19 protein-coding genes and 1 tRNA gene are annotated in these 20,703 nt (G+C 65.8%); 10 read left to right on the forward strand and 10 right to left on the reverse strand.

The window, feature by feature from the left end; genetic code table 11:
- Positions 1–205 precede the first annotated feature (205 nt).
- Complete coding sequence (locus FG93_RS18630) at positions 206–547, reverse strand: phasin family protein (protein WP_043237026.1); 342 nt, start codon at positions 545–547, stop codon at positions 206–208.
- A gap of 331 nt (positions 548–878) precedes the next feature.
- Here FG93_RS18630 and FG93_RS18635 point away from each other — a divergent pair, with 331 nt between their 5' ends.
- Positions 879–2,570, forward strand: coding sequence for an SPOR domain-containing protein (locus tag FG93_RS18635; protein WP_052513925.1), 1,692 nt, complete (start codon positions 879–881; stop codon positions 2,568–2,570).
- Positions 2,571–2,615: 45 nt separating this feature from the next.
- Here the strand turns inward: FG93_RS18635 and FG93_RS18640 are convergent, their stop codons facing one another.
- Entirely contained in the window at positions 2,616–3,329 is a 714-nt protein-coding gene (locus tag FG93_RS18640) for a molecular chaperone DnaJ (RefSeq protein WP_043237029.1), read from the reverse strand.
- Positions 3,326–4,078, reverse strand: a complete 753-nt coding sequence (locus FG93_RS18645) for a hypothetical protein (protein ID WP_052513926.1) — start codon at positions 4,076–4,078, stop codon at positions 3,326–3,328. The genes FG93_RS18640 and FG93_RS18645 overlap by 4 nt, the downstream gene beginning before the upstream one ends.
- A 102-nt stretch (positions 4,079–4,180) precedes the next feature.
- On the opposite strand from FG93_RS18645, the gene panC reads away from it, so the two are divergent.
- A complete protein-coding gene (gene panC / locus FG93_RS18650; RefSeq protein ID WP_043237262.1) occupies positions 4,181–5,029 on the forward strand; it encodes a pantoate--beta-alanine ligase in 849 nt (282 codons plus the stop codon).
- A gap of 184 nt (positions 5,030–5,213) precedes the next feature.
- On the opposite strand, the gene FG93_RS18655 is transcribed toward panC, so the two are convergent.
- Positions 5,214–5,651 (reverse strand): DUF1489 family protein, encoded by a 438-nt coding sequence (locus FG93_RS18655; protein ID WP_043237031.1) that lies wholly within the window; start codon positions 5,649–5,651, stop codon positions 5,214–5,216.
- A 167-nt stretch (positions 5,652–5,818) separates the two neighbouring features.
- On the opposite strand from FG93_RS18655, the gene FG93_RS18660 reads away from it, so the two are divergent.
- Complete coding sequence (locus FG93_RS18660) at positions 5,819–6,601, forward strand: SDR family NAD(P)-dependent oxidoreductase (RefSeq protein ID WP_043237032.1); 783 nt, start codon at positions 5,819–5,821, stop codon at positions 6,599–6,601.
- 6 nt (positions 6,602–6,607) lie between these two features.
- Entirely contained in the window at positions 6,608–7,333 is a 726-nt protein-coding gene (locus tag FG93_RS18665) for an aminoglycoside phosphotransferase family protein (protein ID WP_244448653.1), read from the forward strand.
- A 217-nt stretch (positions 7,334–7,550) separates the two neighbouring features.
- On the opposite strand, the gene FG93_RS18670 is transcribed toward FG93_RS18665, so the two are convergent.
- From FG93_RS18670 to FG93_RS18680, 3 genes are all read right to left on the reverse strand, one after another.
- Complete coding sequence (locus FG93_RS18670) at positions 7,551–9,533, reverse strand: acetyl-CoA carboxylase biotin carboxylase subunit (protein WP_043237033.1); 1,983 nt, start codon at positions 9,531–9,533, stop codon at positions 7,551–7,553.
- Positions 9,534–9,753: 220 nt separating this feature from the next.
- The gene (locus FG93_RS18675) at positions 9,754–10,425 is read right to left on the reverse strand and encodes a cation transporter (RefSeq protein ID WP_052513927.1); all 672 of its coding nucleotides are present in this window, start codon (positions 10,423–10,425) and stop codon (positions 9,754–9,756) included.
- Between the two features lie 97 nt (positions 10,426–10,522).
- A complete protein-coding gene (locus tag FG93_RS18680; protein WP_043237034.1) occupies positions 10,523–11,284 on the reverse strand; it encodes an SDR family oxidoreductase in 762 nt (253 codons plus the stop codon).
- A gap of 158 nt (positions 11,285–11,442) precedes the next feature.
- Here FG93_RS18680 and FG93_RS18685 point away from each other — a divergent pair, with 158 nt between their 5' ends.
- Positions 11,443–12,531: a kelch repeat-containing protein gene (locus tag FG93_RS18685; RefSeq protein WP_043237036.1), complete on the forward strand. Its 1,089-nt coding sequence runs from the start codon at positions 11,443–11,445 to the stop codon at positions 12,529–12,531.
- 931 nt (positions 12,532–13,462) lie between these two features.
- Here FG93_RS18685 and FG93_RS18690 read toward each other — a convergent pair.
- The 3 genes from FG93_RS18690 to lipB form a co-directional block, all read right to left on the reverse strand.
- Positions 13,463–15,070 carry a carboxyl transferase domain-containing protein gene (locus FG93_RS18690; protein WP_043237038.1) on the reverse strand — a complete coding sequence of 536 codons (1,608 nt, stop codon included), beginning with the start codon at positions 15,068–15,070 and terminating at the stop codon, positions 13,463–13,465.
- A gap of 106 nt (positions 15,071–15,176) precedes the next feature.
- Positions 15,177–15,359: a hypothetical protein gene (locus FG93_RS18695; protein WP_152579510.1), complete on the reverse strand. Its 183-nt coding sequence runs from the start codon at positions 15,357–15,359 to the stop codon at positions 15,177–15,179.
- Positions 15,360–15,450: 91 nt separating this feature from the next.
- Positions 15,451–16,152, reverse strand: coding sequence for a lipoyl(octanoyl) transferase LipB (gene lipB / locus FG93_RS18700; protein WP_043237039.1), 702 nt, complete (start codon positions 16,150–16,152; stop codon positions 15,451–15,453).
- A 145-nt stretch (positions 16,153–16,297) separates the two neighbouring features.
- Between lipB and FG93_RS33655 the strand changes: the two genes are divergently transcribed.
- The 5 genes from FG93_RS33655 to FG93_RS18725 all read left to right on the forward strand — a co-directional run bounded on the left by FG93_RS33655 (position 16,298) and on the right by FG93_RS18725 (position 20,647).
- A complete protein-coding gene (locus FG93_RS33655) occupies positions 16,298–16,567 on the forward strand; it encodes a FliM/FliN family flagellar motor switch protein (RefSeq protein WP_043237041.1) in 270 nt (89 codons plus the stop codon).
- Positions 16,568–16,676: 109 nt separating this feature from the next.
- Positions 16,677–16,761 (forward strand) — tRNA-Leu (locus FG93_RS18710).
- Between the two features lie 173 nt (positions 16,762–16,934).
- On the forward strand, positions 16,935–18,341 hold the full coding sequence (mgtE, locus tag FG93_RS18715) for a magnesium transporter (protein ID WP_043237043.1): 1,407 nt from the start codon (positions 16,935–16,937) through the stop codon (positions 18,339–18,341).
- Positions 18,342–18,418: 77 nt separating this feature from the next.
- On the forward strand, positions 18,419–19,348 hold the full coding sequence (locus FG93_RS18720) for a GH25 family lysozyme (RefSeq protein ID WP_244448654.1): 930 nt from the start codon (positions 18,419–18,421) through the stop codon (positions 19,346–19,348).
- 330 nt (positions 19,349–19,678) lie between these two features.
- Positions 19,679–20,647, forward strand: a complete 969-nt coding sequence (locus tag FG93_RS18725; RefSeq protein ID WP_244448655.1) for a GH25 family lysozyme — start codon at positions 19,679–19,681, stop codon at positions 20,645–20,647.
- The last annotated feature ends 56 nt before the right edge of the window (positions 20,648–20,703 follow it).

Below are 20,703 nucleotides of genomic sequence, written 5' to 3' on the forward strand. Positions count from 1 at the left end.
ACCTCGCCATCGCGCTGCGCTTTGCAGATGCTTGTCGGCAATCAGCCAACGCGATCAGCCGCGGGCTCTATCATCCCGCGAGGAGAGCCTTTGCTTGACTCCTACCGCCCCAAAAGAGAAGCCCGACCAGATGGCCGGGCTCCCGAAACTCAACTCAACCGCCTGGCATCGCGCCGCTGTGAGGCGGCGCGCATCAGGCCAGGCGTCACTTGGCGGTCGGGGTGACCTTGGCGACAATGCCTTCGAACGGCTTGTAGGCATCCTTGGCCAGCGCGCTGTAGAGCTCGCCCATCTTGGTCATCTGGGCAACGGCGCCCTCGAACGAGGTCTTGATGAAGTCGGCTTGGATCTCAAGCGCCTTGTCGAGCGTCTTGACGCCGGCCAGCTTCTCGATGGCGGCAGTGCCGGCCTCGAAGGACTTCTTGGCATAGTCGGTGGTTTCGACGGCAATGGTCTGCACGCCCTTCGAGGTGACGCCGAAGGCCTTCAGGGCCGCATCAACGTTCTCTTTGGAAGCCTTCTGGATCGTCTCGAACTGCTGGATCATACTTCCCACAACGCGTTAGCGTTGCCTCCTTGCTGGCGAGCCCGTAGGCCCTGTTTCCATGCCCCAAGGCCTGATGAAACTGTTCACCACCGGGGACTTCTGGTATATTGTGCAGCGCAACATGAAAGTCAAGGCCGCGCTGCAATGCATCAAACGCTACGTAATATTATTCTGCCCGGAGCCCATCCGGGAGCGGGATCGCCTCACGATCTTTCGCCGTTTAACGGCTCCGTAACCGCATCGTCCTAACCTTCCTAACTGTGTCCTTCGCGCCACGTCGCCAGACGCCGCGGAGACCGGGGAACAGTAGTACTGGGTTGAGGCGGGTTGCATGAGTTCTGGTAGCGTTGGTTCCCGACGCGTGCGCCTTCGCGCACTTGTCGGACTGATCGGTGTTGTCGCCGTCGCGCTCAGCGTGGCCGCGTCCCCTGCCGAGGCCGCACGCAAGAAGCGGCGCCATGTGGGTGGCGGCTACACGCCCCCTTATGCGGCGATGGTCGTCGACGTGAAGAGCGGTCGCACGCTGCACGCGAGCAATGAGGATGCCCCGCGCATCCCCGCCTCCCTCACCAAGGTCATGACGCTCTATCTGCTGTTCGAGCAGCTCGAGCGCGGCCGCTTCAACATGAATTCCGAACTGACGGTCTCGTCCTACGCGGCGCGTCAGGCGCCGTCCAAGATCGGCTTCGCACCCGGCGAGACGATCGAGGTGCGCGACGCGATCATGGCGCTGATCACCAAATCGGCCAATGACGTCGCCATGGCGGTGGCCGAGAATGTCGGTGGCTCCGAGGACGAGTTCGCGCGGATGATGACGGCGCGCGCTCGCTCGCTCGGCATGAGCCGGACCAGCTTCTACAATCCGCATGGCTTGCCGCATAATCCACCGAACCTGACGACGGCGCGCGACCTCACCATTCTCGCCCGCGCGATCCAGGAACGCTTCCCGCGCTATTACCCGATGTTCTCGACCCGTGTGTTCAACTATGCGGGCGGCGCCTATCGCAACCACAACAAGCTGCTCGGCCGTGTCGAGGGCGTGGACGGCATCAAGACCGGCTACACCAACGCCTCGGGCTTCAACCTGATGACCTCGGCCAAGTCGGACGGCCGCCAGATCGTCTCGGTCGTGCTCGGCGGCCGCTCCGGCGCCAGCCGCGACAAGATCATGGCCGATCTGGTCGTGGCCAACCTGCCGCGCGCCGCGACCGGCGGACGGTCCGCGCCGATGGTCGCCGAGGCCGAGCCGGTGCAGGAGCGTCCGCGTCAGGCGACCCAGGTCGCCGCCGCTCCCGTCCAGCATGTCGCCGCCAGCGAGCCCGCGCCGATGCCGGTGCCGCGCCCGCGCGTCGAGAGCGAACCGGAAATTCCGGCGGCTGCCCGCGCCTATGCCGCGGCCACCACGACACCGATCGCGCCGCCGCGCCCGATCAACCTCGGCGCCCAGCCGCTGCCGATCTCCGGCATGCGTCCCGTCACCGCGACGACGACGCCTTCGGCCATGCGCTGGTCGATCGGCGCCCCGCCCGTTGACGGCAAGGTCCTGCGCCCGCCGGCGAATGTCGATGTCACCTCGTCGATCGCGAAGGTCGCCGAGCCTGAGGAAAAGCCGGTCGCTCGGACGCCTGAACCCGCCAAGGTCGAACTGCGCCAGCCTGAAGTCGCCCCGGCGATCGCCCAGCCAAAGGCCTCCTCTGCCGGCACCACCACGCTCGCCAAGGCCCAGGACAACAGCAAGGCCAGCGATGCGCGCAGCGGCGCCACCGCGATCCCGTCCGGCAAATGGGTGATCCAGCTCGGCGCCACCGATGACGAGGCCAAGGCCAAGGATATCCTGGCCAAGGCCCGCGCCAAGGCTGCCGGCCCGCTCGCCGAGGCGTCCCCCTTCACCGAGAAGGTCGAGAAGGGCGGCACCACGCTCTTCCGCGCCCGCTTCGCCGGCTTCGAGGATCCGAAGGACGCTCAGAATGCCTGCGCCAAGCTCAAGCGCGACGGCTTCTCCTGCTTCGCCACCCGCGGCTGAACGAACTGGGAAAGGACCTCAGCCATGTCGTTCCAGCCCGGAATCTCACTTCAGCAGAGCATCCTTGGCCTGATTGACGCGAGCAGCAAGCCCGCTGGTGCCTCCGGCATCCGGGTGGATCCGCTTCATCAGGGCTCGATGGGCCTCGCGGACCGCCTCCTCGCCCGCCCCAGGCTGAAGCCCCAGGATCTCGTAGGCCTCCTGCTGCGTCATCGCGCCCGGGCGCGCCGCGCCGTCCTGCCCCGCGTCGCGGTGACCATCAGCGTGTTCACGCCAGCCGGGCGTCCGGCGGTCGAGATAAGCCTCTAGCAACCGCGCTCCCTCCAGGTCCTGCGCCAGGCAGTCCCGCATCAGACGGGCGATCTCGTCGAGGCTCAAGGCATCGAGATCGCGACCGGCGAAGGCGCCGGCTTTGACCTTACCGGTCATGCCGCCACTGTCATGGTCGAGTTCCATCTCGAGCAGTGTCGACGAGACGCGCGAGCGCGCGCCCGGTGTCTCCCGGGAGCCGCCGCTCCAGGGAAAGCGCATTCCGCCCGGCCCATAGGCGCTCCAGCCGAGGAGCCAGGCCCCGATACCGCCGACGAAGATCGCCATGTCTAGCCGGCCGCGCAGCATCATGAGAGCGGCGACGCCGAGCGAAAGAACGCCCCCCAGGGTTTTCAGAGCCTTCGCCAGCAGCTGCGGATTGGCCCCGGTGAAAAGCTTGGAAATCCACCAGATCAGAATCAGGACGGCGATCCCGTAAAGCAGCGTCACCGACGGCCTCCATCCATGGCGGCGATCAAGCCCTTCACTGCAGGGCTCGCGCCGGCGAGCTTCAGCATCGCTTCGCGCCCACCGCTGGCATAGGCGGCCGCACCGCGCAGCAGATCGAGCAGCGAGCCCGGTGCATTCGCGTCGAAACGCGCATATGCGCCGCCGGTCAGCCGCGCGATGGTGGCGAACGCAGCGCTTGCCGCCGGATCGACCCCTTCCTGGAACATGAAACCGCGAATGCCACGCAGCCCGAGTTCGCCGGCAAGAGCGGCAAGCGTGTCGACATCTTCCTCCATCGCATCGCCAACGAAGACGAAGGCGCGCACCGGCACGGCCTTTGCCTCGTCGCGAACGTGCTTGAGGACGCGGGAGATCTGCGTCTGCCCGCCTTCGCAGGCAATTTTCGTCATCAGCCCGGTCAGGCGGCGCGGCTCGCCAATCCAGCTCGAGGCGCGGCATTCGGCAAAGCCGCGGAAATAGACAAGTTGCACGGCGAGCCCGCCGGAACCGGCGGCGACCTCGAACATCCTTGCCTGGAGCGAGCAGGCCAAGTCCCAGGTCGGCTGGCGGCTCATCGTGGCATCGAGCGCGAAAACGAGCCGGCCGGCCTGCCCGGTCGCGAGCGGCGCGAGCTGCTTGGCCGCGCCGAGGAATTTGTCGATCTCGCCGGGCGCGGAACGGCCGGCCTGTGGCGCACTGGGCGAAACGCCCGCCGCCTTGCCTACCGCCTTGTCAGTCTCTCGCGTCATCAGGGTCCCAGGCGCATCAGGCTGCCAAACTCGAATCCAAACCTGATATTGGCCATCGCCCCGGCATTTGCTACCCGTCTCCGGCCGATGGAGAAAGAACCGATGACGCAGGTAGCAGTGGTGGAGACGGTCCGGGACCTGCGCCGGGCGGTAGCGGGCTGGCACGCAGCAGGCGAAAGGGTCGCCCTGGTGCCGACTATGGGCGCCCTGCACGAGGGCCATATCGCGCTGGTGAAACTGGCCCAGCAGCATGCGCGGCGTGTTGTGGTCTCGATCTTCGTCAATCCGACGCAGTTCGCCCCGCACGAGGATTTCAAGAAATATCCCCGCACGTTCGACAATGACCGCAGCCTGCTGGAAACGGCGCAGGCGGACGCGATCTTCTTCCCCTCGGTCGAGGAGATGTACCCACCGGGCTTTGCCAGCCGCGTGCTGCTGCTCGGGCCCGCCGCCGTCGGCCTCGACGACCGCTTCCGCCCGACGCATTTCGAAGGTGTCGCAACAATTTGCTGCAAGCTGTTCACGCAGAGTCGGGCTGATTGCGCCGTCTTCGGCGAGAAGGACTACCAGCAGCTCAAGGTGGTGACGCGGATGGCGGCAGATCTCGATCTCGGCATCGAGATCATCCCGGCACCGACCCATCGCGAACCGGACGGCCTCGCGATGTCCTCACGCAATCGCTACCTTTCGCCCGAGGAACGCGCGCTGGCGCCCCTGCTCCACCGTGTCATGCAGAACCTTGCCATGCGCATCCGCAACGAGGACCCGCTCTTCCAGGCGGTTGGCGAGGCACAAAGCGAAATCATCACGGCTGGATTCGAGCTCGACTATCTCGAGGCCCGCCACGCCGAGACGCTGGCGCCCGTCACCGGACTGGCCGACGGCCCGATCAGGCTGCTGGTGGCGGCGCGCCTCGGCGGAACGAGGCTGATCGACAATATTTCCGTGTGAGGGGTTAGCTCAGGATCCGCGCTCGCGGGACGCGATCCAACCCGCGTTCCCTTTAGGAACGAACTCGGGCATCAAGCTTGCCGTTCGTGGGATCGACGCCCGGGCTCTGGCGTGCGGCGGAAGACCACCGCGCGAGATACGTCGGCTGTCCGGATGAAAGCTGGCTCGGCCATAGAGTACGGGGCTAAAGCAGCCCCAGCCCAGCCAGTTCGCGCCGCATCTCCTCAGGCATTTCGGCGAGGTCGCCGCCATGCTGGCCGATGTCGCGCGGGGCGTCCTTGGGCTGCAGGTAGCGCCAGCCCTGGAAGGGGCGGAACGGCCGTGGTTCGACCGGGATCACCACCGGCTCCATCACCAGATGGCAGCGCCCGATGCCCTCGCCATCAGTGAAAGGCCGGATATCTGTCAGTCGCTGGCGCGCCGAGATCTGCCCCTTGATCACCCAATAGAGCGAACCACCATCCACGATCTCCTCGACGCGCTTCGGCACCATACGGGTGGTATGGGTCTGTTCCTCCGGCCGGCCGAGCCGGCGCATCAGCGCCATCTGTTCCTCGACCCATTCCTCGAGATCGCGGATGGATTCGGCGCCGACGCAGAGTTTGAGCAGATGCAAGGCCATGGGCGCACATTAATCCCCGCCGGCGAACCGGGCCAGCGTTGCCGGAGTTTCTCCACAGAGGCGGAATCGCCCACTCTCAGCCGTGTCCAGGCTCAGCTTGCGCTAGCCCGGGATGACGACGGCCGAGAGACGCGATACCTCACTAACAGGAGAAGGAGACCCAGAACATGCGCGGACTTGCTGGCAAGGCCATTCTCGTCACCGGAAGCACATCGGGCATCGGCTATGCGATGGCGGAGCGACTCGTCGCCGACGGCGCCCAGGTCCTGGTTCATGGCCATGATGAGGAGCACGTTGCTGCGGCCTGCGCTAAGCTCGGAGCCTCCACGCAGGGCGCGACCGGCGACCTCGCCGAACCCGCGACCGCCCAAGTGCTCGTCGATGCCACCGTCCGGGCCTTTGGCCGCATCGACGGGCTGGTCAACAACGCCGGCATCTATCCGCGCGGCATCATCGGCGAGACCACGGCCGCCTTCTTCGACCATGTCTTCGCGATCAACACCCGTGCCCCGCTTCTATGCGCCGAGGCGGCCATCGCCGCATTCCGCCTGCAGAAATCCGGAGGCGCCATTGTCACGGTCGGTTCGATCAACGCGCTCTGCGGCCAGAGTGATCTGACGGTCTATTCCATGTCGAAGGGCGCGCTGACGACGATGACCCGCAATCTCGCCGATGCGCTCGGGCAGGAACGCATCCGGGTCAACGCCCTGAATGTCGGCTGGACCTTCACCGCGAACGAGGACGCGACCCAGCAGCGCGAAGGGCGCGAGCCGGGCTGGCAGAACCATGTTTCGCCGATCTTCGCCCCGACCGGCCGGATCATGCAGCCCGACGAGATCGCCGCCCACACCGCCTTCTGGCTCTCCGATGACAGCGCGCCGGTCTCGGGCCAGATCTACGAGGTCGAGCAATATCCGCTGATCGGCCGCAATCGAACGCAGACCACCTGAGACCCCATGCCGGCCTATGACTTCGCCGCCCATCTCGCACGCTGGGGCCTGGAGCCGGATGGTGCCCCGATCGTCACCCATAGCAGCCACCTCCTCCCCGTCAGGCATGACGGCGCGCCGACCATGCTGAAGCTGCCGGAGGTGCCGGACGAGCGCCTCGGCTACCTGCCGCTGGAATACTGGGCTGGCGAGGGTGCGGCGCGCCTGCTCGCCCGCAGTCCCACCGGCGACGCCATGCTGCTCGAACGCGCGACCGGCCGGCGTTCACTTTCCGCCATGGCTCGCAGCGGCGCCGATACCGATGATGAGGCGACGGCGATCCTGTGCGAGGCGATCGCAGCATTGCACAAGCCGCGCGGCCCGGCGCCGGCCGGCCTCATCCCGCTCGAAACCTGGTTTGCCGACCTGTTTCCAATGGCGGCGCAGAGGGGAGGCATCCTGGCGCACTCTGCCGCGGCTGCGACAGAACTACTGGCGGCGCAGCACGAGATCGTGCCGTTGCATGCCGATCTCCACCACGACAACGTGCTCGATTTCGAGACGCGCGGCTGGCTCGCCATCGACCCGAAATGCGTCATCGGCGACCGAGCCTTCGAGTACACGATCCTGTTCTGCGATCCCGATCTCGCCGACCCCGATCCGCCGGTCGCCATCGTCCCGGGCTACTTCGAGCGTCGGCTGGAGATCGTTCTGGAGAAATCGGGGCTGGAACGCCGCCGACTACTCCGCTAGATCCTGGCCTGGTGCGGGTTGTCGGCCGCCTGGTTTCTCGGCGACGACGATCCGGCAGAGATCAATTTCGCCATCGCGGAGAGGGCTGCAGCGCTCCTCGGTGAAACCTAGAGCCGGGCAGGTTCTCGGCTGACGCTACGCCATCCCGTTGGAGCGCAGCAGCGGGATCAACGATAGCAGGTCAGCAACGCTGGGATGAGCGAAGTCAGCTCGAGCTCTATTCCCCCAGCACCACCACCTTGGCACCCTCCGCCACCTGCGCCCCCGGCTGGCCTGCGACTTCGGTCACGGTGCCGTCACGCGGAGCCGTCAGCACATGCTCCATCTTCATCGCTTCGACGATCGCGAGCCGCTGGCCCTTGGTGACCAGCTCGCCGGGCTGGACGAAGAGCGCGATCAGCTTGCCATGCATCGGCGCCTTGATGACGCCCCCAGAGCCCGCGGCCGCATCGAGATCGACCGAGAACGGATTGAAGAGCGAAACCGTGGTCTGTCGCCCGCGGTGCAGCGCGAACCAGACGCCACGCTCGGCCTGCGCCAGCGTGATCTCGTGCTCGCCCTCATCGATCTCATGGCCAGGCAGGCTGACGCGCGCACCTTCGTCATGCCACTCGATCCGGGCATCGATCCGTTCGCCATCGACTGAGAGCGGCAGGCCGAGCGGCTGGCGTGGCATCAGCGAGAAGGCATCGGGAACCACCCAGGGCGAAAGCGCCCCGCCCTCATGGGCTGCCGCTGCGACGATGCCGGCCTCCTGGCGCTGCTCCTCGAGCTGCAGGGCGGCAGCAGCCACCGCCGCGGCATCGAGCGGCTGCGGCACGGCACCCAACGCATCGAGATTGCGGTCGATGAAACCGGTATCGAATGGCCCCTGCCGGAAGCCCTCGGCCTCGGCCAGATGCTTGAGGAAGGCGAGATTGGTGCGCGGTCCGGCGACGATCGTTTCGCCCAGCGCCTCTGCCAGCCGGTCGAGCGCCTCATCGCGGTCGGCGCCATGGGCGATGACCTTGGCGATCATCGGATCGTAGAACGGCGTCACCGTGTCGCCGGCCTCGACGCCGGTATCGATGCGGATACCCTCTCCCTCGGGGAATTGCAGCGCCCAGAGCTTGCCGGTCGACGGCAGGAATCCCTTTTCGGGATCCTCGGCATAGAGCCGCGCTTCGACCGCATGCCCGTTCGCCTTCACATCGGCCTGGGTGAAGCCGAGCGGCTCGCCGGCCGCGACCTTGAGCTGGAGCTCGACCAGATCGAGCCCCGTGATCGCCTCCGTGACCGGATGCTCGACCTGGAGCCGCGTATTCATCTCCATGAAGTAGAAGCGGTCAGCCTTGAGGCCCTCGCGCCCATCCGCGATGAATTCGACCGTGCCGGCGCCAACGTAACCGACAGCACGCGCTGCCTCGGTGGCTGCCTTGCCCATCGCCATACGCACCTCGGCGCTCATGCCCGGTGCCGGTGCCTCCTCGATCACCTTCTGGTGCCGGCGCTGCAGCGAGCAGTCGCGCTCGTAGAGGTGGACGACATTGCCATGGCTGTCGCCAAAGACCTGGATTTCGACATGGCGCGGCGAGAGCACGTATTTTTCCACCAGCACGCGCGCATCGCCAAAGGCGCTCTTGCCTTCACGCTGGGCGCTGGCGAGCGCGTCGGCGAAATCCTCGGGTCGGTCGACCTTTTTCATGCCCTTGCCGCCGCCGCCCGCGACCGCCTTGATCAGCACGGGATAGCCGATGCCTTCGGCTTGCCTGGCGAGGAAGCCGACATCCTGTTCGACACCGTGATAGCCCGGCACCACCGGCACCTTTGCCGTCTCGACCAGAGCCTTGGCTGCGTCTTTCAAGCCCATGGCGCGAATCGCCGAGGCCGGCGGGCCGACGAAGACGATGCCGGCAGCGGCGCAGGCATCGGCGAAATCGGCGTTCTCGGAGAGGAAGCCGTAGCCCGGATGGATGCAGGCGGCATTCGCCTGCCGGGCAACGGCCAGGATCTTCTCGGCGTCGAGATAGCTTTCGCGGGCCGGCGCGGGACCGATCCGATAGGCCTCGTCCGCCATCTGCACGAAGAGCGCATCCTCATCGGCGTCGGAATGGACCGCAATGGTGCGCAGCCCCAGGCGCCTGGCTGTCCGGATGACGCGGCAGGCGATCTCGCCGCGATTGGCAATCAGGATGGAAGGCAGTTTCTCGGCGATCGTCATGGGCGGCGTCCTTTGAACGTCTGCCCCGTTATAGCAATCCGCACAGCGATGTCTGCGCGCCATTGCGCATCTACGGATGCGCAGCTCTTCGCGCTACGTCCCTCCCAGCCTTCGCGAGGAGGCGCGGAACAAGCCGAACTGGATTCTTGGTTTGCCGGACGCGCACAAGAGCCGTCCTCCGGCGACCGCCTTAGGGAAGATCCTTTCCGAAAACGCCTCCTCAGGCTTCCGCCGGGAGGCTTTTATCCTGAGGCTGGGCGGCCTTCCAGATCGCCCAGGTCGCCTGGAAGCAGATGCCGACCACGACGAGGTCGAACAGATATTCCGGCCAACGCACCGGTGCGACGCGGGCGACGAGGCCAAGCAGCGCAAAGCCGGTGGTCGAGATCACGTCGTTGCGGCTGGACAGCCAGGTTGCCTTGATCACCGGATTGGTCTCGCGGCGGAAGCGCCAGAGCAGGCCGACGATCAGGATGGCGATGACGATCGCGCTCGCCGCGGAGAACCCGAGCGTCCAGACCTCGATCGGCCTTGGGCTGACGATCTTGTCCCAGAGATCATAGAGCGTGTGGATACCGGCGACTGCCATGACGGCTCCGATGCCAAGCGCAGCCAAGCGCTCGGCCCGCTCGTCGCGGCCGAAGACCAGTGCGGCGATCCCGTAGAGCAGGACGTCATAAACCCAGTCGACGCCATCCTTGAGCAGCTGGGTGTTGCCGATGCCGCGCGCCCAGAGCACGACATGCGCGGCGAACAGGAAGATGCCGAGCGCGATGCCCCAGATGGTCAGGCGATAGGCGCGGGCAATGCGCGCCTGCGCCTTGCTGTCATGGCCTCGCGCATCCCGACCATCCATGTCTTCAAACGGCGTGTTCGACTCGAACGCGGACATGGAAGACGCTCCTCAAGGCCGGCATCCCACTGTCCTGCAAAGAGGAGGCGACGCAAGGCGTCATGGCCGGGACAGGCCCGGCCATGACGCCATAATGTCAGCCGCGCCCGACCAGCGGTGCCTTGGTCGCCATCACGGTGACGAACAGCACATTGGCCTCGATCGGCAGGCTCGCCATGTGCAGCACGGTGGAGGCGACATGCGCCACATCCATCACCGCCTCGACCTTGGTCGAGCCGTCGGCCTGCGGCACACCGGTCGTCATCTTCTGCGCCATCTCGGTGAGTGCATTGCCGATATCGACCTGGCCGACCGCGATGTCGTATTTGCGCCCGTCGAGCGAGGCGGTCTTGGTCAGGCCGCTGATCGCATGCTTGGTCGCGGTATAGGCGGCCGAGTTCGGGCGCGGCACCTGCGCCGAGATCGAGCCGTTGTTGATGATGCGACCGCCGCGCGGGCTCTGGTCCTTCATCAGCTTGAAGGCCTCCTGCGTGCACAGGAACGGCCCGGTCAGGTTGGTGTCGACCACCGCCTGCCACTGCTCCAGTGATAGATCCTCGAGCAGGATGCCACCCGGCGCATTGACGCCGGCATTGTTGAACAGCACGTCGAGGCGGCCAAAAGCCTCCTTCGTCCTGGCAAAGAGGTTCCTCACCGAGGCCTGGTCGGTCACGTCGGTCGAAACGGCGAGCGCCTGCGAGGCCGGGGCGCCCGAGAGCTTGATCGTCTCTTCCAGCGCGTCCGCCCGGCGCCCGGCGAGGACCGTGCGATACCCGTCCCTGAGGAAGGCGATCGCGACGGCGCGACCGACGCCCGAACCCGCGCCAGTGATGATGGCGACCTTGTTGTGCCCAGACATGCGTATCCTCGCGTTTCCCGTGATTTCAACCGTTTCAGGCGGCCGGACCATAGCAGCGTATGCAGTATGCGGAACAGGGTTTGGCGCAAGCCTGTCCCCGCCCTTTCGCTTGCCAAGGCCCGCGGCTGACATAGTCTTGTAGCGAGGGAGGACGCGTCATGACCAGCCTGAGCCGCCGCCGCTTCATCGCCACCGGAGCCGCAACGCTTGCAACCGCACCCGTACTGGCCCAGCAGCCGGGCCACGAGCACCATGGCGGCGCCTATGAGCGGCTGAATCAGCCCGGCCGCATCGACAGGCCGGAACTCGCGAAGACGCAGAACGTCTTCGACTCCCCTGCGCCGAAGGCCGCCAACCCCGGCCGCTGGCAGACGAAGGCGCCGCTGCCGATGCCGCGCTCCGAGATGGCCTGGGCGACGGCGCATGAGGGCAAGATGCACATCGTCGGCGGGTATGCCGAGCAGCGCGTCGACCGCCCCTATCACCATGTCTACGAGGCGGCCTCCGATCGCTGGAGCGATGCCGCCCCGTTGCTGCAAGGCGCCAACCATGTCGGCGTCGCCTTCCTGGATGGAAAGCTCTACGCGATCGGCGGCTTCCTGGAGCAGAATCGCAAGCCGCATTCCGGCTGCTTCGTCTATGACCCGAAGCGCAATGTCTGGGACGAGATCTGCCCGCTGCCCCGCGCCATCGGCTCAGCCGCGATCGTCAGCCTGAATGGCCGGTTGCATGCGATCGGCGGCGCCATCGGCGACACGTTCGACACCAAGAAATCGGTCGACTGGCACCTGGTCTACTATCCCAAGGCCGACACCTGGGAGCATGTCGCGCCGCTGCCGACCGGCCGCGACCATACCGGCACGCTCGCCATTGGCCCCGTGATTCATGTCATCGGCGGCCGCGTCGACTCATTCCACACCAACTCCAACCTGCACCACGCCTATGACCCGGCGACCGACAAATGGACACCCCGAGCCCCCTTGCCGACCGCTCGCTCCGGCCATGGCGCGGTGCTCTACCGTGGAAAGGTCTTCGTCATGGGCGGCGAAGGCACCAACCGCGTCTTCGGCCAGATGGAGGCCTATGACCCCGCTGCCGATGCCTGGGAGCAATACGCCCCGATGCTGACGCCCCGCCACGGGCTCGGCGCTGCGCTGGTCGGAGACACCATCCACGTCGCCGGCGGCGGACCGATCATGGGCGGTGGCGTCCAGAGCGCCGTGCACGAGGCTTTTGTGCTGGGCTAGCCGGCTACTGACCTCAGCCCAACCGCCTCCCATCATGGTCGGGGGCTTGTCCTGACCATCCGCGTCTTCAATTGCCCAAAGCGAACTTCAAGCCCCGGCAAATTAACGGCCCGGCAGGGCGAACAAACTCGAGCGCGGATTCCTGGCTCAACAGAAGCGGATAAAAGTTTCGCGCCTCGCGGCGTCCGTCAGCCCCTGATGATCGACGTTCGTGCGACGGCACGGGCGGGTTTTGCCGTGCGCTACACGCACCCTCTCCCCCTGCGGGAGAGGGTCGGGGTGAGGGGTCGCGCTGCGCGTTCCGGAATCCGGAAAGATCAAGCGCCGAATGTCCTACGCGTTGCGCAATCCCTCATCCGGCCGCTACGCGGCCACCTTCTCCCGCAGGGGGAGAAGGAAAATCGCGCCCCTAACAGCAGCCACCGATGCCCCATGACGAAAAATCCTCCGTCAGGCTCGAGCGGGCGCCGAGCTCCAGGCCGCCCAGGCGCAGCGCGAAGCGATCTTGCGCGGCATTGGCGACCGCGCCGGGCTCTGGCAGTTCTGCCCCAGCCGCGCGGCAGGCGTCACCGGTCCTGCATACGCGAGGACGCCTTCTTCTATCGCGAGGCCATGCGCACGCTGATGACCGACCGCGACCGTGTGGTCTACAAGGCGGTGCTCGCGCTGATGTCGCAGGGGGCCGTTCGAGCAGGCCAAAAAGCAGGTGCTACGGGAGATAGCCGAGAAGGAGCGCCAGTTCGGCGAGAAGTGATGCGGCGTATCCCCTGTCATGGAAGGAGAGCGGCAGGAATGAGCCGTGCCCATCATGCTCGGGCTTGTCCCGAGCCTCCGCGCATTCGCCTGTAGCAGGTTCCGTTCAGGACGTGGGTGCTCGCCATATAGGCGAGCCTGATGGTTGCGTTCTCAGCCCGCTGCCAACGCCCCCGCCTTACATCCTGAACACGCCGAAGCGGGTCTCCGGCACCTCGGCATTGAGGCAGGCGGAGAAGGCCAGCGCCAGCACGCGGCGGGTTTCCGAGGGCAGGATGATGCCATCGTCCCAGAGCCGGGCGGTTGCGTGATAGGGCGAGCCCTCATCCTCGTATTTGTTGCGGATCGGGGCCTTGAAGGCCTCCTCCTCCTCAGCCGACCAGGACTTGCCCTCGGCCTCGATATTGTCGCGGCGGACGGTCGCGAGCACGCTCGCGGCCTGCTCGCCGCCCATCACCGAGATACGGGAGTTGGGCCAGGTAAACAGGAAACGCGGGGAATAGGCCCGCCCGCACATGCCGTAATTGCCGGCCCCAAAGGAGCCGCCAACCAGCACGGTGATCTTCGGCACGCGGGCCGAGGCAACTGCCGTGACCAGCTTGGCGCCGTCCTTGGCAATGCCGCGCGTCTCGACATCGCGGCCGACCATGAAACCGGTGATGTTCTGCAGGAAGAGCAGCGGAATGCGGCGCTGGCAGCAGAGCTCGATGAAATGCGCGCCCTTCAGCGCGCTCTCCGAAAACAGGATGCCGTTATTGGCGATGATGCCGACCGGCATGCCGTGGATGCGGGCAAAGCCGGTGACCAGCGTCGTGCCATAGAGCCGCTTGAACTCGTCGAATTCGGAACCGTCGACGAGTCGGGCTATGACCTCGCGGATGTCGTACTGCTTCTTCAGGTCGGTCGGCACCACCGCCTCGAGCTCGGCGGGGTCGTAGAGCGGCTCGACCGGCTCGGCGATGTCGATGTCGGGGCGCTTGACGCTGTTCAGGTTGGCGGCGATGCGGCGCGCGATGGCGAGAGCATGGGTGTCGTCGCCGGCATAATGGTCGGCGACGCCGGACAGCCTGGCATGGACATCGGCGCCGCCAAGGTCCTCGGCCGAGACAACCTCGCCGGTCGCCGCCTTCACCAGCGGCGGACCGCCGAGGAAGATCGTGCCCTGCCGGCGCACGATCACCGTCTCGTCCGACATCGCCGGCACATAGGCGCCGCCGGCGGTGCAGGAGCCCATGACGACGGCGATCTGCGGGATGCCCTCGGCCGAAAGCGTCGCCTGGTTGTAGAAGATCCGGCCGAAATGCTCGCGGTCGGGGAAGACATCGGTCTGATGCGGCAGGTTCGCGCCGCCGGAATCGACGAGATAGATGCAAGGCAGCCGGTTCTCGCGTGCGATCTCCTGCGCGCGCAGATGCTTCTTCACCGTCATAGGATAATAAGTGCCGCCCTTGATGGTGGCGTCGTTGCAGACGACCATCACCTCGCGCCCGGCAACACGGCCGATCCCAGCGATCATGCCTGCGCCGTGGATCTCCTTGTCATACATCTCGAAGGCGGCCAGCGCCCCGATCTCGAGAAAGGGCGAACCCGGATCGAGCAGGCGCAGCACCCGCTCCCGCGGCAGCAGCTTTCCGCGCGCGGTGTGGCGCTCTCGCGACTTGGTATTGCCGCCGAGCGCGGCGGTTGTGCGGTGCCGGGCCAACTCAGTGCGCAGGCCGTCCCAGGCCTCGGCATTGGCGCGTGTCTGGGCCGAGTTGAGATCGACCTTGCTCTCGATGACCGCCACGGCACGCTCCCTTAAGCGAAGATGTCCTCGCCGGGTTATGGCGCGCTACGCGAAAAACGCCAACCGGCGCGGATGCGCAGGGGCGCGAGCGCAAATCCGCCCGCTCTCAGCGCACCACCGCAGGGGCTGCCACAGCGCCGATCGCGCCACCGGCGACCGCCCCGATCGGCCCGCCGATGAGGGCCCCCGTGCCGGCCCCTGCAGCCGCGCCGGCAATGCGCTTGTCGGTGGTGGTGCAGGCGCCCAGCACGACCGCGCAGGCGGCCGCGAACATCACTGTCCGGATCATCGTCGTCCTCATTTCCGTTTCATCCCAAGGCGGGAGGTTGTCCGGCTTTGGTCAATGGATGGTGAACGAAGGATGAAGGCCTGGTCGGAGCTCAGGCGAGAACGGTCGCCCCGAAGATCCGTTCGAACTCGGCGCGCAACATCGAATCGACTTCCGGAAGCGTCACCGGCAGCCCGAGATCGACCAGCGAGGTCACGCCCTGGTCGCTGACGCCGCAGGGCACGATTCCCCCGAAATGCGAGAGTTCCGGCTCGACATTGAGCGAGATGCCGTGGAACGAGACCCAGCGCCGAACGCGGATGCCGATCGCGGCGATCTTGTCCTCGCAGTCCGCCCCCTTCTCGGGCCGGCGCACCCAGACGCCGACGCGGTCCTCGCGCCGCTCGCCGCGGACATTGAAGCGCTGGAGCGTACCGATCAGCCAGCCTTCGAGGGCGGCGACGAATCGCCGGAGGTCGGGATCGCGACGCTTCAGGTCGAGCATGACATAGGCCACGCGCTGGCCGGGACCGTGATAGGTGAACTGCCCGCCCCTGCCGCTCTGATGCACCGGAAAGCGCTCGGGCTCGATCAGATCAGCCTCGCGGGCCGAGGTGCCGGCAGTGTAGAGTGGCGGATGCTCGATCAGCCAGACGCGCTCGCGCGCCTTGCCATCCGCGATCAGCGCCGCACGCGCGTCCATCTCGGCGACAGCCTCGTCATAGCCGACAAGCCCCTCGGCATTGACCCATTCGACGGGCTCGGAGCCCGGCTGCGGCAGGAACGAAACCGCAAGCGCCTCACGTGTCTTCACGGTGCATTAACTCTGTTTGTTCAACGATCGCTAACCGGCTATTGCCTGTCGTCGGCAGGCTCATGCGCCCAGGCTCATGCGCCGAAGCCAGCCGGCAGGCAAGTTTCGTTGGTTGAATTCGCAAGTAGGGTTTCGGAGGCAGGACTTGAAGGCCGATCTCGATCTCGTTTCGGTGGAGCTCACCGTGGTTCTGGGCTCGACTCAGATGCCGATCTACAAATTGCTGCGCATGGGCCGCGGCGCGATCATCGAGCTCAACGCCACCGAGAACGACGAAGTGCAGATTCTCGCCAACAATCACCCCTTCGCCCGCGGCAATGTCGTCGTCAGCGGTGCGCGCATCTCCGTCGAGATTACCGAGCTCCTGAAACGCCCCACGGTCGTCAGTGCGCAGACCATTGCCGAGGCCGCCTGAAAAGGATTTCGAAGTTTTCCACACAACGAGCTTGTGGCGACGGATTCGATTTGCTAGACCCGCGCCGCTCCGGAGTTCACCGCCTCACCGCGGTTTTCTCTTAGCCGCTGCGGTCATGGCGGAATTGGTAGACGCACTACCTTGAGGTGGTAGCGGGGAGACCCGTGGAGGTTCGAGTCCTCTTGACCGCACCAAATTCAGGCTGATGCCTTGAAACGGCGACCCTCACGGGTCGCCGTTTTGGTTTTCGGCCCCACCGGCAATGCAACGCAAGGTCGCCTCCGCGCGTTGCCAGCACAGCCCACGGCTGCCAAAAGGGCCCTTCCCTCGAATCCATGCCCTTTCCTCGAATCGCGGAGCCGGTCCGATGGTCGAAGCCGAAAACGCTCCCGACGAATCCGCCACCCGCAGGATCCGCGACGAGGATGGCGCAATCGACCCCGTGCTGGTCGAACAGGTCTCGCAGGCCGTTCTGCTCTCGGACATCACGGCGTTGCGCGGCATCGTCGCCGATATGCACGAAGCCGATCTCGGCGCATTGCTGGAAGCGCTCGACGCTGACGAACGCCCGCGCCTGATCTCGCTGCTCGGCGCCGATTTCGACTTCACGGCCCTGACCGAAGTCGACGACACCGTTCGCGAGGAGATTCTCGAAGAGCTCTCGGCCGAGGCCGTCGCTGAAGGCGTACGGGAGCTCGACACCGATGACGCGGTCTACATTCTCGAGGACCTCAACGAGGCGGACAAGCAGGAGGTCCTCGACAAGCTCACGCCCTCCGAGCGCATCGCCCTGCAGCAGGGCCTCGACTATCCCGAGGACACTGCCGGCCGGCGCATGCAGAGCGAGGTCATCGCCGTGCCGCCTTTCTGGACCGTCGGCCAGACCATCGACTTCCTGCGCGACACCGCGGACCTGCCTGACCGATTCTTCGAGATATTCGTGGCCGACCCGGCACATCATTTCGTCGGCACGGTGCGGCTGGACCGGCTGCTGCGAAATCGGCGCCCCGTGGTGATATCCGAGCTGCTGGAGGAAGACCGGCGGGTCGTCGAGGCAACGGACGAACTGGAAGACGTCGCGCGGCTGTTCCAGCGCTACAATCTGGTTGCAGCACCGGTAGTCGATGCGACCGGCCGCCTCGTCGGCGTGCTGACCATCGACGATATCGTCGATGTCATCGAGGAAGCCGCGGACGAGGATGTGAAGCAGCTCGGCGGCGTCAATCCCGATGAAGAGCTCTCGGACCCGGTCCGGAAGATCATCTGGAGCCGCTTCAGCTGGCTCTTCGTCAACCTGATGACCTCCTTTCTCGCCGCGGCGGTGATGAGCCTGTTCGAAAATCAGCTCGCGAAGGTCGTCGCACTGGCAATCCTGGCGCCGATCGTGGCGAGCCAGGGCGGCAACGCCGCCACCCAGACCATGACGGTGGCCGTCCGCGCCCTGGCCACGCAGGAGCTTGGCGCCTGGAACCTACGCCGCTTCTTCACCCGCGAACTCATCGTCGGTCTGGTGAACGGCTTCGGCTTCGCCGTGATCACCGGCGCCATCGCCGCAGCCTGGTTCGGGAGCGCAGGCCTCGGTGCCGTCATCGCGATCGCAATGGTCGTCACCCTGATCTCGGCCGCCGTCGCCGGTGTTCTCATTCCGCTCGTGCTCGATAAGCTCGACATCGATCCGGCGATTGCATCCGGGACCTTCGTCACCACGGTTACCGACGTCGTCGGCTTCTTTGCCTTCCTGGGAATCGCAACGCTTCTGCTCGGCCTGGCGTGACGCAGGCGAAAACTTTGGTAACGTAAACCGGGCGTCAAGTTTTCTCCGCAATTCTCCGCGAGATGATCGCCCGTCGCATGTCCCGCCTCCGTGTAGCCCCATTCATTCTTGCCGCCGCCGCGCTTGCGGTCCTTGGCGGCTGCGTGGCGTTCGAAGGCCGGTATCCGCAGAAGGGCGATGTCAGGCCGCATCCCGGCGTCGCGAGCGCACTGAACTATCCGGTCCAGGGCATCGATATCTCGCGCTGGCAGGGCGAGATCGACTGGGCAGCGGTCAAGGGCGCCGGCACCCGCTTCGTCTACATGAAGGCGACCGAGGGCGGCGACCACATCGACCCCGCCTTTCTACGCAACTGGGAAGGCGCGCGCCGAGCCGGCGTGCCGCGCGGGGCCTACCACTTCGTCTTCTGGTGTCGCCCCGCCCATGAGCAGGCGGTCTGGTTCAAGCAGCACATCCCGAACGATCCGGCCGCCTTGCCGCCCGTGCTCGATGTCGAGTGGAATGGCCATTCCAAGACCTGCCCACAAAAGATCGACCGCTCGCTGGCGCTGGAGAAGATCCAGCTCATGCTGACCGAGCTCGAGCAGCTCACCGGCAAGAAGCCGATCATCTATACCGACATCACCTTCCACAAGGACGTGCTGGAAGGGCAGTTCAACGAATATCCCTACTGGATCCGCTCGACGGCAGCCAAGCCTGAAACCCGCTACGAAAACCGCCCCTGGGCCTTCTGGCAATTCACCACGACCGGCCGCGTGCCCGGCATCAAGGGCGATGTCGACCGCAACTCGTTCTTCGGCGACGAAGAACAGTTCATCGGCTGGATCAATGGCGAGTTCGACATCGGCCGTAGGCAATGGACCAAGCGGCGTGCCTCGCCGGCGCAACCGAGCCCCAGCATCGTTAATGATCCGGAGTTCGAGCCCCCGGTCAGCCAGGCTCCGCCCGCCCCGGTCATCCCCGGCGCGCTGAGGCCAGTGCCCTCCTCGCTGCAGACCGGCGAATAGCGGCGCCCAGATCATCAGACCGGATATCGGATCCGGTCCGATGATCCAGCCTTCTGTGTTCGCATTCCCGGAAACCGCAATCCAGTTTTCGGGCCGATGCCTCAGATCACGTTTTCTGCGTTTGGATGAAATCGTCCAAACGCAGAAAACGTGATCGACTCTCATAGTTTAGAGCATGTTTGATGCGAAAAACCGTTGCCACTTTTTCGCAGCATGCTCTTGCAGGCGCGCCGGTTAACCAACCCTGAAATCATCGGCTCGCATCCGAGCGAACGCTTACCGCGCCTTAACCACGACTGCCGCACCACTGCATGCATGCAGGAGGGGCGGATGCCAGCGCGTATGAAGACCGATTACAAGGGGCTGCGGTGCCTTCTTGCAGTCCTCGGCCTTGCACTCGGCTGCTCGGGTCCGGCCCTCGCGCTCTATCCCAAGAAGGGCGACGCCTCGCCCCATCACGGCGTCCGCGACGCACGCCGCCAGGCCATCCAGGGCATCGACATCTCGCGCTGGCAGGGCGAGATCGACTGGGCCAAGGTCAAGGATGCCGGCACCCGCTTTGCCTTCATCAAGGCAACCGAGGGCGGCGACCACATCGATCCCAATTTCCGCAAGAACTGGGAGGGGGCGAAGAAGGCCGGCGTGGCGCGCGGCGCCTACCATTTCGTCTACTGGTGCCGCCCGGCCAAGGATCAGGTGCGCTGGTTCAAGCGCCATATCCCGAAGGACCCGGATGCCTTGCCGCCGGTGCTCGATGTCGAGTGGAACGGTGAATCGGAGAGCTGCGGCAAGAAGATCCCACGCGAAAAGGCGCTCGCCAAGATCAGCGAGATGCTGAAGGGTCTGCAGGAACACACTGGCAAGAAGCCGATCATCTACACCGACATCACCTTCCACGAAGATGTGCTGGAAGGCGAATTCAACGACCATCCCTACTGGCTGCGCTCGACCGCCGCGCCGCTGCGCCATCGCTATGAGCGCAAGCAATGGGAATTCTGGCAGTTCACCACGACAGGGCGCGTGCCCGGCATAACCGGCGATGTCGACCGCAACGCCTTCTTCGGCACCGAGCGGGAATTCGCCGCCTGGCGCGAGGGCCGCTTCGACATCGGGGCCCGGAAATGGCGGGGTGGCGAACCGAAGGTGGCCGGCAACCGGGCACCTGTAACGTCGGCCGGCTCCAGGGCTCCGCAGGCAGCCGGTGGGACGCCACTGAGGATGCTGCCTCCCGCGCGCGTCCCGGCCAAGGCGATCGCCAACCGTGATCCACAAGTGACCGGTTCTCTTGCCCGAGATTGACGTTACGGCATCCCTTGCGCTGTCACGAAGCTGTCATGAGACGCGCGCCCTGATCC

It is taken from the genome of Allobosea sp. LC85 (assembly GCF_000735605.1).
GTDB lineage: Bacteria > Pseudomonadota > Alphaproteobacteria > Rhizobiales > Beijerinckiaceae > Allobosea.

Bases quoted from the DNA above. Each gene is read 5' to 3' on its own strand.
- FG93_RS18630 (WP_043237026.1), bottom strand. From the start codon at position 547: ATGATCCAGCAGTTCGAGACGATCCAGAAGGCTTCCAAAGAGAACGTT.
- FG93_RS18635 (WP_052513925.1), top strand. From the start codon at position 879: ATGAGTTCTGGTAGCGTTGGTTCCCGACGCGTGCGCCTTCGCGCACTT.
- FG93_RS18645 (WP_052513926.1), bottom strand. From the start codon at position 4,078: ATGACGCGAGAGACTGACAAGGCGGTAGGCAAGGCGGCGGGCGTTTCG.
- panC (WP_043237262.1), top strand. From the start codon at position 4,181: ATGACGCAGGTAGCAGTGGTGGAGACGGTCCGGGACCTGCGCCGGGCG.
- FG93_RS18655 (WP_043237031.1), bottom strand. From the start codon at position 5,651: ATGGCCTTGCATCTGCTCAAACTCTGCGTCGGCGCCGAATCCATCCGC.
- FG93_RS18660 (WP_043237032.1), top strand. From the start codon at position 5,819: ATGCGCGGACTTGCTGGCAAGGCCATTCTCGTCACCGGAAGCACATCG.
- FG93_RS18665 (WP_244448653.1), top strand. From the start codon at position 6,608: ATGCCGGCCTATGACTTCGCCGCCCATCTCGCACGCTGGGGCCTGGAG.
- FG93_RS18670 (WP_043237033.1), bottom strand. From the start codon at position 9,533: ATGACGATCGCCGAGAAACTGCCTTCCATCCTGATTGCCAATCGCGGC.
- FG93_RS18675 (WP_052513927.1), bottom strand. From the start codon at position 10,425: ATGTCCGCGTTCGAGTCGAACACGCCGTTTGAAGACATGGATGGTCGG.
- FG93_RS18680 (WP_043237034.1), bottom strand. From the start codon at position 11,284: ATGTCTGGGCACAACAAGGTCGCCATCATCACTGGCGCGGGTTCGGGC.
- FG93_RS18685 (WP_043237036.1), top strand. From the start codon at position 11,443: ATGACCAGCCTGAGCCGCCGCCGCTTCATCGCCACCGGAGCCGCAACG.
- FG93_RS18695 (WP_152579510.1), bottom strand. From the start codon at position 15,359: ATGATCCGGACAGTGATGTTCGCGGCCGCCTGCGCGGTCGTGCTGGGC.
- mgtE (WP_043237043.1), top strand. From the start codon at position 16,935: ATGGTCGAAGCCGAAAACGCTCCCGACGAATCCGCCACCCGCAGGATC.
- FG93_RS18720 (WP_244448654.1), top strand. From the start codon at position 18,419: ATGTCCCGCCTCCGTGTAGCCCCATTCATTCTTGCCGCCGCCGCGCTT.
- FG93_RS18725 (WP_244448655.1), top strand. From the start codon at position 19,679: ATGCCAGCGCGTATGAAGACCGATTACAAGGGGCTGCGGTGCCTTCTT.